The sequence below is a fragment of the Paenibacillus sp. LK1 genome (assembly GCF_002750415.1).
Taxonomy (GTDB): Bacteria; Bacillota; Bacilli; order Paenibacillales; family Paenibacillaceae; genus Paenibacillus; species Paenibacillus taichungensis.
The window spans coordinates 565,010-578,301 of the sequence record NZ_PEII01000001.1 but is presented as its reverse complement, the minus strand read 5'-3'; the positions used below and the strand labels follow the sequence as shown (position 1 = coordinate 578,301).

At 45.8% G+C, this 13,292-nt stretch carries 11 protein-coding genes; 4 read left to right on the top strand and 7 right to left on the bottom strand.

What is annotated here, in order from left to right; genetic code table 11:
• Positions 1 to 131 precede the first annotated feature (131 nt).
• Positions 132 to 1,433, top strand: coding sequence for a bacillibactin exporter BcbE (bcbE, locus tag CS562_RS02690; RefSeq protein WP_099853428.1), 1,302 nt, complete (start codon positions 132 to 134; stop codon positions 1,431 to 1,433).
• Positions 1,434 to 1,532: 99 nt separating this feature from the next.
• Here bcbE and CS562_RS02685 read toward each other — a convergent pair whose 3' ends face one another.
• Positions 1,533 to 2,855: an MFS transporter gene (locus CS562_RS02685; RefSeq protein WP_099853425.1), complete on the bottom strand. Its 1,323-nt coding sequence runs from the start codon at positions 2,853 to 2,855 to the stop codon at positions 1,533 to 1,535.
• 32 nt (positions 2,856 to 2,887) lie between these two features.
• On the bottom strand, positions 2,888 to 3,316 hold the full coding sequence (locus CS562_RS02680) for a MarR family winged helix-turn-helix transcriptional regulator (protein WP_024630121.1): 429 nt from the start codon (positions 3,314 to 3,316) through the stop codon (positions 2,888 to 2,890).
• A gap of 298 nt (positions 3,317 to 3,614) precedes the next feature.
• Here CS562_RS02680 and CS562_RS02675 point away from each other — a divergent pair, with 298 nt between their 5' ends.
• On the top strand, positions 3,615 to 4,088 hold the full coding sequence (locus tag CS562_RS02675) for an RbsD/FucU family protein (protein ID WP_076289439.1): 474 nt from the start codon (positions 3,615 to 3,617) through the stop codon (positions 4,086 to 4,088).
• A gap of 8 nt (positions 4,089 to 4,096) precedes the next feature.
• On the opposite strand, the gene CS562_RS02670 is transcribed toward CS562_RS02675, so the two are convergent.
• From CS562_RS02670 to CS562_RS02655, 4 genes are read right to left on the bottom strand one after another with little or no spacing between them, the layout of a single operon-like run.
• On the bottom strand, positions 4,097 to 5,215 hold the full coding sequence (locus CS562_RS02670; RefSeq protein WP_099853422.1) for a GerAB/ArcD/ProY family transporter: 1,119 nt from the start codon (positions 5,213 to 5,215) through the stop codon (positions 4,097 to 4,099).
• Positions 5,216 to 5,229: 14 nt separating this feature from the next.
• Complete coding sequence (locus CS562_RS02665) at positions 5,230 to 5,436, bottom strand: hypothetical protein (RefSeq protein WP_076289441.1); 207 nt, start codon at positions 5,434 to 5,436, stop codon at positions 5,230 to 5,232.
• Between the two features lie 42 nt (positions 5,437 to 5,478).
• Positions 5,479 to 6,630, bottom strand: coding sequence for a Ger(x)C family spore germination protein (locus CS562_RS02660; protein ID WP_099853420.1), 1,152 nt, complete (start codon positions 6,628 to 6,630; stop codon positions 5,479 to 5,481).
• Positions 6,627 to 8,072 carry a spore germination protein gene (locus CS562_RS02655; protein ID WP_076289443.1) on the bottom strand — a complete coding sequence of 482 codons (1,446 nt, stop codon included), beginning with the start codon at positions 8,070 to 8,072 and terminating at the stop codon, positions 6,627 to 6,629. Before CS562_RS02655 ends, CS562_RS02660 begins: the two co-directional genes overlap by 4 nt.
• A gap of 210 nt (positions 8,073 to 8,282) precedes the next feature.
• Here CS562_RS02655 and CS562_RS02650 point away from each other — a divergent pair, with 210 nt between their 5' ends.
• Both CS562_RS02650 and CS562_RS02645 read left to right on the top strand, forming a co-directional pair.
• On the top strand, positions 8,283 to 8,762 hold the full coding sequence (locus CS562_RS02650) for a GNAT family N-acetyltransferase (RefSeq protein WP_099853418.1): 480 nt from the start codon (positions 8,283 to 8,285) through the stop codon (positions 8,760 to 8,762).
• Between the two features lie 53 nt (positions 8,763 to 8,815).
• Positions 8,816 to 9,436: a TraX family protein gene (locus tag CS562_RS02645; protein WP_256716828.1), complete on the top strand. Its 621-nt coding sequence runs from the start codon at positions 8,816 to 8,818 to the stop codon at positions 9,434 to 9,436.
• A gap of 106 nt (positions 9,437 to 9,542) precedes the next feature.
• On the opposite strand, the gene CS562_RS02640 is transcribed toward CS562_RS02645, so the two are convergent.
• Positions 9,543 to 13,250 carry a non-ribosomal peptide synthetase family protein gene (locus tag CS562_RS02640; RefSeq protein ID WP_076289445.1) on the bottom strand — a complete coding sequence of 1,236 codons (3,708 nt, stop codon included), beginning with the start codon at positions 13,248 to 13,250 and terminating at the stop codon, positions 9,543 to 9,545.
• Between the last annotated feature and the right edge of the window lie 42 nt (positions 13,251 to 13,292).

The window sequence follows — 13,292 nt, the reverse complement described above, 5'->3', positions numbered from 1 at the left end:
CACTGAATTTAGTGCGACAGTCTTTTTGCGCTGTCATCCCAAGTGACCTTTTTTACATAAGCCGTATATTCAACTGCAGAACAACCCACAATAACGTTGTTGTTTTCTGATTCTGTAAAGGTGGTTGAGGCATGAACGATAAAAAGTGGGACCTCGTCGCACTTGCTTCCATTCCGGTAATAATGACGCTGGGCAACTCCATGCTGATTCCCATCCTACCGCAAATTGAGCGTGAATTGAAAGTGTCCTCATTTAAGGTCAGCATGTTAATTACGGTTTATGCGGTCGTCGCAATCCTGCTCATTCCACTTGCAGGATATCTGTCGGATCGTTTCGGCAGAAAAGCCGTCATTATTCCCAGTCTCATCATTGCAGCTGTAGGAGGCGCGGTAGCAGGTGGAGCAGCCTGGATGCTGAATGGAAATGCGGCATACTGGGCCATTCTTGGTGGCAGACTTTTGCAAGGGATAGGAGCAGCCGGAGCTTTCCCGATTGTCATACCATTGGTTGGTGACATGTTTGATGATGAGAACGAGGTGAGTAAAAGCCTTGGCATTATTGAAACCTCCAACACCTTTGGCAAGGTACTAAGTCCGATATTGGGTGCAGCTCTGGCTGTGTGGATTTGGTATTTACCTTTTATGGCTATTCCGGTACTCTGTGTGCTTTCCCTGGTTCTGGTTATTTTCTTAGTGAAAACACCGAAGCGGAAGGAAGAACCAAAGAGTTTTCCCGAGTTTGTGGCTTCCATCCGCAGTGTACTCAAAGAAAAGGGCCGCTGGCTGTATGCGATTTTTGCGATCGGCGGTATTTGTATGTTTGTTCTCTTTGGTGTGCTCTTTTATCTGTCGGAGACATTGGAATCAGAGTTCAAATTAAAAGGGGTACTTAAAGGACTTGTACTTGCCATACCACTGGCTGCCTTATGTCTGGCGTCTTTTTTTGCTGGAAAATGGATAGGAAAGAACAAGACACGGATGAAATGGCTTGGGTTTATCGGACTTGCTGTTTTAACGGTATCCCTCGGTATAATCGGACTTTTTGACAACATCTATGTAGTCGTCGGTTTGTTCACCCTTGGCGGGGCAGGAATAGGGGCTACACTGCCATGTCTGGATGCTATGGTTACTGAAGGGGTGGACAAGGAACAACGGGGCACCATCACGGCGTTATTCAGCAGCATGCGTTTTATCGGCGTGTCTCTCGGCCCTCCTGTCGTGTCATTGTTGATCTCTTCCCACCATTTCCTTTTATTTGGTATTCTCGCCGCGTCCGGAGCGGTGGGGGGATTGCTCACCTTATTGGCAGTCAAGCCAGACCAGGGGAACCAGCCCACATCAGGTAGTGGTCAAAATAATCATGAACTTGAGTATGATGAAGTAAAACAGCCCAGTGGTTATCTGCCAGGGAGACGGAAGAAAAGTCCATTCTGAATTATTTTAAGATAAAAAACGCGTTTACTCTGAGGAATGTATTTTCCCTCACAGAGTAAACGCGTTTTTAATGAATTGAAATACAGCAGTGTAGTTGCATCAACTATCTTTTTGCTGAGTAGTTGTGTTTTTTTCGGTTGCAGTCTCAGTAAGCTCATGCCGATCGGAATCCTGCGCAGTGATATGTGTATGAGTCAATAACGGATGCACAGGTACCGCAAAACCTCCATTACGTTTCCCTTGAATCAGGTATATCAGGAGAAATAGAATCATGAACACAACGGAATAACGGTACATATCGGTATAACTGGTTATGGATGCAATAGCGCCCAGCAGAAGTGCTCCCAGAGCAATCCCCAGATCGAGCGTATTCAGAAACATGCCGTTAGCCATACCGCGCTGTGAAGGGGAGACAATCTGAATCATCCAGGTCTGCATGGAAGACTGTATCGAACCATATCCGATTCCATATAAAAATGCAGCGACAAACAAAATGGACATCGACGAGGCGTATGAGAGCATGATCAGTCCAGCAGCGATGAATATCGCTCCGGGAATCAGTAATGCTTTGGGACCTTTACTGTCATAAATCCGTCCTGCAAACGGTCTGACCAGCAGTACAGCGAGAGCATTAAACAAGAAGAACAGTGCAGGATTAGCCAGGTTGGCTTCTTTTCCGTACAAAACGATGAATCCGACCAGTCCGCCATACGTGATGGATAATAAACAATTCAGTATACTTGGCAGAATCAATTTGCGGTTGAAAGGTGTCTTTACTTTGGTGCCTGATATCGCAGCTGTTCCAACTGGTGGAGTGGGGACCACCTCATCATTGAGCCTGCGAGCTTTCTTGCGTGTCAGTGAATAGCTGAGCGGATAGATGACCGCGATAACACCTGCCGTACATAACATTAGTGTCACGAAACCGGCACCTTGAAGCACGGTGACCCCAATAATGGGACCCATGGACATAGCGAGACTTGTGGAAAGGCCGAAATAGCCCATGCCCTCACCCATTCGTTTCACAGGCACAATATCCGATGCCATTGTGGGGAAAGCCGTGCTACTCATACCGAATCCGATACCGAACACCATGCGCAGCAATAAAAGGACAGCAATCCCGGCGGCAAAGTAATATCCGAGTGTAGCGAGTAAGGCAATTGTCAGGCCAATATAGATCATGGCATTACGAAGACCCTTCTCCAATGCTTTGGCTGAATAGAGCCGGGCAGCAATGGCGCTAAGGGCAAAAAGACAGGTAAAGAGGCTGACTTCAAAGGCATTGGCGTGAAAACGGTCCTGCACATAAGAAGGCAGTGGGGATACAATCATGTGAAGTTGCAGAAAGAGTAGAAAGTTACATAACATGAGCAGAATAAAATCGGTGGTCCATAGTTTGACTTGTGCTGATTGTGATTTCATTAGTTGTTCATTCCCCCTGGTGTTAAAGTTCGTTACAAATTGCTGTTCATGAGGGAAAGAGTATGCCTAAATGCTTCCATCTGGTCTTCGGGAATACCTTCAATCAGATTTTTATTCATTTCTCTTTCGAGCGGAACAAGCTGGTCGAGCAATTTTTTTCCTTCTTCGGTCAAGTAGAGCAAGTAGGCTCTGCGATCCTGTTCGCTGGTCCGACGATCGACCCAGCCTTTCTTTTCCAACAGATCAATAATACGGGCAGTTGTGGGCTGATCTTTATAGACGCGAGTAGCGACTTCCTTTTGATTTACGCCTTCGCCTCTACCGATGTTGAACAGAACGGAAAATTGCTCTGTTGTAATATCATAGGGCTTGAAACGTATGGCTAGTAAAGCCGACGCCTTGCGATGTGTCATGCCCAGCATGAATCCAATGGATTGATCGAGCGAATAGTCGTTCCCCATATAATCCTCTCTTTCTTTAAGCAAAATAGCCTTAACTCATTTACTTGTTATAACAACTATATGCTAAACAATTAATTTTGTCAAAACGGATTTATGAACATCAGCGCAGTGATAAGATCCGTTCATATGTGAATTCACATTGGAATAACCGTTATGCGAACATTGAAATATGCAAACGTTGGAAATTACTGATAAAATGGAAGTGCCGCTGTATCGCGGTAAATGGGCTACATGATGGTGAGGTTACGAAGACGAATCTGCTCCAGCTAATTCTGGAGCTGACTGAGGAGAGCTGAGTATGCTGAAGAACATTCCCGCAATAATACCTCCGGAACTGCTAAAGATCATGTCTGAAATGGGCCATGGAGACGAGCTGGTACTGGCGGATTGCAACTTCCCCGCAGCTAGTCATGCCCAGCGGCTGATTCGCTGTGATGCGCTCGGTACAGTGGAGTTACTGGATGCCATTTTAAGCTTGTATCCACTGGATACGTACGCTGAGCGGCCGGCAGCCGTTATGCAGGTCGTCAAGGGGGATCAGGTGGTGCCCATCATTTGGGAAGATTACCGCAGGCTGATCCTTGACCATGAGGGTATCACGGAAGCATTTGATCATGAAGAGCGTTTCGCATTTTATGAAAGAGCTTCTCGCGCCTATGTCATTGTTGCAACCGGTGAACGTGCGCAGTATGCCAATTTGATTTTGAAAAAAGGGGTCATTTTCCCAGATACAGATCCTTACCCACAAGCGAAAAAAGTTGAACTGAACTGAATCCAAAGTCAAGGCGACGGGGCGGGAGAAGCCTCGCTCGTCTTTTTGCCTTTCCCGAAACGCAGCCAGTAAACAACAACATACAATATAGGCATGCATTCGATAAGCACGCCATATGTAGCAATGGCGAAAGAACGAATGGCTAATTCGTAAGAAGCCGCGTCTTTTGCATACTGAAGTACATATGAAGCCGCTGTTCCTGCCAGCAGATAGACGACCGTTCTATCCTTCCGGACTCCAGTAAGTTTAGCAAGACAAATGGATGCGACGTATAACAGAAACGAGCTGCGCGTGAACATGGTCGTAGACCAGATGGCAATCAGGAAGGGATCCAGGTTATCCAGAAAATCGCCGTAACGGGCAAAACGTATCATCTCCAGCAAAGGGTAGCGAAGACTGCTGGCTTCGTAAGGTCCAAAATTCATTAAAGTAAACATCCAGAACACGATAATGAATAATGCAAGTGTAGAGCCTGCAAATAACATACTTCGTAGAAGCGGCCGCCTGAAAGCAATGGCAGGGGCGAGGAACAGGAACATCATCCATTCTGAAAACCAAGGCATGGTTGAAATCGAGCCTGTCAATATTTCTTTCAGATCATGATGAGTTACCATGGCAAGAAGTACGTCAGGATTTCCTCCACCCATTACAGCAGGCATGAGAAAAGTAGATGTGAAGACTTGCACCAGAAATATCCCTTCTGATAAATAGACAATGGTAATTAAACCCGAGCGTGCTGAAAGGCTGATACATAAAATGGTTATAGTTGCTGTCAGCCATATTGGTGTCTCGGGTAGATACATGGATTGCAGAAAAACGATGAAATTCTCTACGTCAACTGATATCAAATACAGGCACAGCAACACGATGAGACCGAGGAACAGCTTGTGAACAATCTTGCCCACAATTTCTTCACCAAAATCAATCCAGGGTCGATCCGGGTGAACCGCTCCCAATCTGTATGTGAAAAAGAGAAGGATCAGACTGATTGCAAACCCACCAAGGATGGATATCCACCCTTGATACCCGCTCATTTTGAACAAGCGCTGCAGAAGAAAAGCAATGGGTTCGGAGTAAAGGTAGACAAACATAAAACGGTACGCTTGTCCGGCTGACAATTTGATCATGGCGTGTTCCTTTCTTAGCCAAACAAGCGGTCTGCCCAGCCAAAGACCAGCCTGATGACATCATTGGGATTAGGCCAGCCCGGTACAGAGACAGCCAACGTATTCCACAGCAGAAATATTCCCAGCAGAACGAAATAGGTCTTTTTCATTCCCTTTTTGCTGGACTTGATCATGGGCCACTCCAGTATGTACAATACGGCAAACAATACAACAGCAATCATTGGTTTACCTCCTAAAGTGGCCTGACGCTTCCTCTGTTCCTATTAGTAGCTGGATTCCGAACCTACAAACTGGATGTTAATCTGGGCATGCACCTTAAACTGCAATTCGTTTTTGACATAATCATTCCAAACGGGACGTAACTGTTCCCAGATGTGAGGATATGCCCATTCCAGGCGATAACCGAGCATCAGAATATCTGCTTTTTTACGTTGGCCGGTTCGTATGGCGTCTGTCAGATGGGCACTTACTTTTTCATTAGCCTTTTGCTCGATCTGTTTGACACCCACAATATCTTTTACCTTGAGAATCGGGATTACGGAATTCAGTTCTGCTTGCCCCCGTAAAGTGATATCAAAGAAAGGCTGTCCATTTACAAGTCTAACCTTGATTTTGGAACTCGTATTATAGACCGTCATACTTGCTTTTTCATCCTCGGTTTCCACGGAGACAGCCAAGGTATCCAATTTACGATTGGCCCAGGCTATACCCCTTGTTTCATCGGCAGAGATTGAATCGACCATTTTCATCTGTTTGAAAAGAGCACCCCCTACCTGGCTGGTCCATTGCTTTCGTTTATTATCCTCACTTGCCATCGCGGTTGATTTTGATTCCAGTAAGGGAGCGACAAAGCCCTGATTCATTTTGTCAGCCATAAGTACACTGAGCATTTGCGTCTTTAACATGTTTTCTTCAGTTGCAAATTCCCTTAACACATCACTGGGTGTTTCTTCGAAAACCGGTGTCAGATCAGCCACGTCTCTGGCTCTGCCTTTGGCAACCATGACGTAACTGCTAAGATGGAACAAAGGTTCACGTGAGATCCATTCCATCGCATCTTGAATTCCCTCTCTGGCGTATGCCTCACCGAATACCACTACTCGTGTGTGCCCCCAGGAAATCTTTCGTGTGAGATCTGTTTGAATTCTCTCCATGGCATCAGCGATGGTGGATGCGGTAGCCGAAACGAGAGCATATGGGTTTTTTCCGGGTCCTCCCGTTCCTTCCGGAGAGATGCGGTTCGGCAGTGGCATACTTAGTGAAATATCAATTTCACCCGGCTTTTCCCCTTTATCCACATACATGGTCGTAATAAATGTACGTTCATTTATCTCCACTTTGGACCAGCAGCCACTGCACAGTAAAACGCACATCAAAGCGACAGTCAGTTTGGGTGTAATCATTAACCTTTTCATGTCTTTTGCCTTTTCTTATTAGCATCTTCGTAAGCTGCAGGTCGCTTCTTCATTAAGAACCAGGGCACACGAACGATCGTATCTTTGATATCACGCAGCACGAGGGGGGCAAATGGCTGCATATATGGCACGCCAAATGAACGGAGACTAACCATATACCAATAAATCATAAAGATTGAAATCACGATGCCGAACAGACCCAATGTTCCACCCATAAAAAGCACCGGAAAACGAAGCAGCCGGAATGCCAGTCCGAGCTCGAAGTGCGGGATGATAAAGGCGGCAATCCCTGTGATGGACACCACAATGACCAGTGGAGCTGAGACTATTCCAGCCTGTACGGCCGCCTGACCAATAACAATCCCGCCAATAATGGACACCGTTTGCCCCAGCGGCTTCGGAATACGAATCCCCGCTTCGCGCAAACCTTCGAAGGTCACTTCCATAATGAGCGCTTCAATCAGGGCAGGGAAGGGAATGTTTTCTCTCGCAGAAGCGATCGTAATCAGCAGGTTGGTCGGAATGATTTCCGGGTGAAATGTAGTAACGGCGACATAAAAGGATGGAAGCAGAAAAGCTATAAAGGCAAACAAGAGACGAATAATCCTGATAAAAGAGGCAGAATAAAATCGTTGATAATAGTCTTCCGAGGACTGCATTAAAGAGAAAAAAGTAACCGGAATGAGCAGGGAGAAAGGTGTTCCGTCCTGCATGACCCCGATCCGCCCTTCAACCAGTGCAGCTGCAACCGTATCGGGACGTTCGGTATATTGATATTGTGGAAAAGGAGAGAGGGGATGGTCCTCCAGAAATTCAGATAGATAACTGACGCCCAAACTACTATCCATATCAATATTACCAAGGCTCTCTAATACATTTTCCAAAATGTCTGGCTTGCATAATCCTTGGATATAGACTACAAACACCTCGGTTTTGGTATATTTTCCAACGGTGAATTTGATCATCTTCAAATCAGGGTGTTTAATTTTGTGCCGAAGCAGAGACATATTCACATGAATATCTTCAATAAAGGCTTCCTGAGGGCCAACAATTACAACTTCGTTGGTTGATTCCGCTACGGAACGCCTTTGATAATTTTGAAGTGCAAAATGAATCATTCCCGAAATGCCTTCGATGTATAAGGCTGCATTGCCCGATACGATATCAGTAACGATAGCTTCTGGTGAATTCGAGTGATGGCTGTTCAGTGTGAAAAATGATCCGGTCACGACACGAGTAATGAATTGATGATCTATTTCATTTCGAGAGGCTTCCTCAAGCAATGGTTTAACGATGGCTTCCCGCATAGTAGGGGTATCCACAATGGACTGAATATAGATGAGTTCACAATGAAAAGGTCCAATTTGAAAAGGCTGATAGATCATGTCGGCAACACCCAACAGACTAGCTCTAACCTGTTCATAGATATTGTCTTTTTCCATTTCAGTTTCGCCTCCCTATGCTGTAATGCTGAGCCTGTAATCTGACTATAGTGTGCGACGCTTCCAATGAAATATACTTTTAAGTTTAGATTATCGAAATATATTACAAACTTTGATGCAGAAGATGAATGGGGAGATCGTGAAATCTGCTTTAAAATAAGAGGGTGGAATTAAGCAGGGAGACGTTTTATATAAGGAGTTGAGTTAAAGATGGCGTATCGGATTAGACGTGCCGAGCTTAGCGATGTTAACGGAGTAGCACAGTTGTTCAATGAGTATAGGATGTTTTACGATCAGCTTACTGATTTGAACGGAGCGAATGAATATATTAGAGAACGTATGGAACGCAATGAATCCGTTATTTTAATTGCAGAATCGGAAGTGGAGTGCAGTTTGACGGATAAACTTTTAACGGGTGATTTTGGTGGATTTGTACAGCTGTATCCCAGCTTTAGTTCAGTATCCATGAGGACAATCTGGGTACTTAATGATCTGTACGTACATGCGGATTATCGACAGAGGGGAATTGCGCGTAAGCTGCTGCAAGCTGCAAGACGATGGGGAAATGAGAGTGGAGCTGTGCGAATAGTGCTCTCTACGGCGATCAGCAACAAGAAAGCTCGGGCATTATATGAGTCGGAAGGCTATACGCTGGACACCAAGTTCATGTATTATGAACTTCAGATATAAGAAAGACTTGGAGAACCCTGAAGTTCAGGATAAGCAGGAGGGATTAGCACAAAATGATGCAATGGATAGCCATGATCACGATGTTGATCGATCATATAGGGGCCGTCTTTTATCCACAGGTGGGGGAGCTAAGAATCATAGGGCGGATTGCTTTCCCAATCTATGCTTTTGCCGTTTATATCGGTTATAAACATACTCGCAACGTACAAAAATACATATGGCGGTTGTTCTGGATAGCAGTGATCTCTCAATTACCTTTTATGGCGGCTTTTAATCATTTTTCGCTGAATGTGGTATGGACATTATGGTCTGCTCTACTTGTATTGCTTGTGCTCGATAAACTTCCGGTCCGTTTGCTGGGAATTCCGATTGTGATCGTGGCTGGTTTGGTCATGGAGATGACCCATATGGATTATGGTATGTATGGCTTACTGCTTGTATTGCTATTCCGTTACTTCCAGGGCCCAGTATTGGTAATGGCTCATTTGCTCTTAAATGTGCTCTATATTTACCTGCACAGCAGCTCTATTCAGATGTATAGTGTGATTGCTACAGCGGGAATTGCAATGGCCCAGTATTATAACGCAGGCTTCCGCCTGAAGGGTCCGCGTTGGATTTGGCGTTATTTTTATCCTGCACATTTGGCTGTCATTGCTTTGATCCGCTTGATTTGAGATTTCTTTACGTAGAAAAGAAGCCACCTTAACCGTCATCATTGACGTTGAGGTGGCTTCTTTATATTCATTAATGGATGCAATATATGCATTCACTTTATTGAGTTTATTCCATCGTTGGAGAAGTGCCAAACTGCGGTCGAACGGCCTTAGGGAAATAACCAATCTCGATGGCATGTTCCAGCATTTTTGAGATGAAACGGTCATCTGTTTTTGCACATATAATGCCGGCTGGTTCCACATAAGCAGTTGTTACAGGAGAGGCATACACGTATGCAGAATCCTTTGCACCGTCTCCTTCAAGCTGGGCGATAGCCAGTTGAAGCGCCTCAGGGTCCTTACTGACACTGCCATCGAACAACCAGTTGGTATACTCTGCAAAAGGCAGAGTCTCCACTTCATAACCGGCCCGATTCACAGAACGAATCAGATCATCGTAGCTGATAGGCTCCGGATTACAGATGTGGAATACACGTCCTGCTGTATCCTGGCGTAATGCCAGATGTACAATGGCCTGACTTGCATAATTAATAGGTGTAAAATCAACCATCCAGTCGGCTGCCGGTGCTTTACCCAGCAATAACATTGCTTTAATCATACGATAAAAGGCATTACTATCGATATTAGATTGGAAACGACCCGTCTCGGAATGACATGTCAGGTTACCTGCACGATAGATGCTCACAGGTACACCTTCTTCAGCAGCAATCATAAGCACTTTCTCAGCTTCAAGCTTGCTGTCGGAGTATAGGTTTTCCACATGCAAGTCGGCTGGGAAGCGATCGTATTGCAATGAGGATTCCCACTGTCCACTAAGTGCAAGATCTTCCGGTATGCCCATCGTGGATACATGGTGGAAGGAGGCACCTGGCTTGCTACGAACGAGCTTAAGCAATGCGGTGGTTCCATCCACATTGGTTTTGGCGAATTGTGCTGCATCCCCGAAATGTCGTACATCCGCAGCACAGTGTATTACACGGTCAATTCGTTCTTGTACGTAAGTTGTCTGCTCGACTGAAAGACCAAGATTCGGTTGCTCCAGATCGCCTTCGATAATCTCGACGCGGGATACGAGGAGGGGTAGCAGTTCTGGTCCAAAGTAACTTTTCATAACGCTGCTCAGTCGTTCCATCGCAGAGCTTCCATCTGCTGGGCGGCGAACAAGAGTATAGATGCGTGTATTCGAAGTTAGAATCAACTGTTGCAGCACATGGGATCCAAGATATCCGGTAGCCCCGGTCAGGAGTACATGCTCGGGATTCAGAATTTCAGGATATCCAATCTGGGATTTCAGCTCTACAGGATGTTCAGACAATTGGGTAATTACGCCGTTATTCCCTGAGGAATGGGCAGTTTCTTCTGTAGTTTGAGCCAGCTTCTCCACGCGTTGCGCCAAGGCACGAATCGTCTTCTCGGCAAAAAAGTCGGCAATTTTCAGCAACGGATAATGCGGTTTAAGAATGACCAGCACATGGATGACCCGTAGAGAGTCACCGCCAATGGCGAAGAAGCTATCCTCCACACCAAAGTCATCGTGCTGAAGAATTTCTTTCCATGCTTCCAGAATAATCGCTTCGGTTTCCGTCTCTGGCAGTACCCGATCAGGTCGGTCTTCATGACGCTCTACGTGAGGCAGAGCTACCATCGCTTTGCGATTGATTTTGCCTGTCGGTGCAATCGGCATTTCATCAAGCTGGCAGATCCATTTGGGTACAAAATAGGAAGGAAGCTTCACCGTTAGCTCCGCTTTAATGTCCGCAACGGAAAGTGTACTGCCATCTTTAGAAGTAAAGTATCCTACGAGCATGTTTTGACCATCAGATTCCTTCTTGGGAATCACGGCAACATCCTGAACCTGATCCAGACGGGCAAAATGATCCTCGATCTCTCCAATTTCAATCCGGTGACCCCGGATTTTTAACTGAGAGTCGCTGCGTCCTACATATTCCAGCAGTCCGCTATCGAGCATTTTGGCAATATCGCCAGACTTATAGATTTTCTCATCAATTGCAAATGGATTATCAACGAATGCCTGTTCTGTACGCTCCGGCTGGTTCAGATAACCTTTGGCTAGAGCGGGTGTTGCTATATATACCTCGCCAGGAACGCCTACCGGGCATAACTGCTGTTCTTCATTAACGATATACACTTTATAGTTATGAATCGGTCTGCCGATTGGAATGTTAACAACACTTTCCGGAACTTGCTCGCTAATTCGGTGAGTCGCTGTTGCTACTGTACATTCCGTAGGTCCGTATACATTGACGATATCAATTTGGTTGCCGAATTTGCGCTGGAAGGCGCGAACCTGCTCACCATACAGTGCTTCTCCAGCCACGGTAATGATTTTGACTTTGGCCAGCTTGTGGAAGCCTTCATCAGACAGGAAGGAAGCAAGCTGGTTGAAAAAGATGGTAGGCAGTATTGTAATAATCGTTGTACCTGTGCGCTCAATGGCACTTGCAAATTCTTCAACGGATACACGTTCTTCCGCCGACAACAGGTACAGTTCTGCTCCGTAGAACAAGGCGCCAATCGTATCCCACACTGATGCATCGAAGCTGTATGTAGCAAACTGGGTTAATACGTCACCTGGCTGAATATCGCAATCCCGTTGCACCACACTACCAAGATTGGCAACACCTCGATGGGCGATAAGTGCACCTTTCGGTTTGCCAGTAGATCCCGAGGTATAGATGATATACGCCAGGTCGTCTGGTTGAATATCCAGATTGGGATTGCTTGCTGCGAATCCGGCAAGGCGTCCATCCACGGCCAGGATTTGGCGAACGGTAGTAATTCCTGAGAATAACCGTGAAGCTTCAGGTAAAGAGGACTCTTTGGTTAGGACAAAGGATGAAGCTGTATCTTCGACAATATAACTGTTGCGTTCTTGTGGATGCTCAGGATCGACAGGGACGTATACTCCGCCAGCTTTGAGAATACCGAGCAAAGATATAATCGTTTCCAGACTCCGCTCCATAAAGATGCTGACGAATTCTCCTTTTTGCAATCCGTTGGATAACAGCACACGGGCTACCTGATTGGCACGTTCGTTCAATTCTCTATAGGTGTACCGGCCAGTTGGTGAAGTAATTGCTGGAGATTCAGGATATTCGGCTGCTGTTGCTTCGAACCAGCCATGAATTGTCTGATGCTCTGGTTCGAGAACGGCGGTATCATTCATTTCTCGGTATAGCAATCGGTCTGAAGCGGATAAAATGTCCACTGTACCGATGGCCTTGTCTTGGTCACGCAGCATAGCCAAAAGAAGAGTCTGATAATACTCTGCATATCTTGTGACCGTAGATTCATTTAGAAGTGAACTGTCATAGAACAGATCCAGTGTGAGCATATCCTGATCATCACGGATATTCCAATTTAACAATTGAGGAGCTTTAGGCAGCTGCACACTGTTATACATGAACAGCGTTTCCGGATTTCCTCCCGCTTGCAGCGTGTAATGAAGCTGGAGTTGATCGGAAATCTGATGAATCAGTTCATTAAAGGTTAATTTGCCTTGAATTTGCAATAACACAGGGGAGGCTGCCTGATCGGGAGCCAGCGTGCCGATGGCAAGCTCCTGCTCAGCTGATAAACGGAACAACAGGGCTGCGTAGGCAGACAATAATGCTGGATACACACCCTCTGACCCGAATTTTTGTTTCAGTTCCCGACCCAGGGACGATTCCAGTGAAAGATGAGCAGACTCATAAGTGAATGATTGTTGACGGCGCCCAAAATCCAGTGGAATCTGAAGAACCGGCAGGCTAGATTCCACTGTTTGGGGAGATGATGATTGATTTTCGACCACTTCAGTTGTTCCTCCTTGGTTCAAACCGTTCAAGTTGTGGGT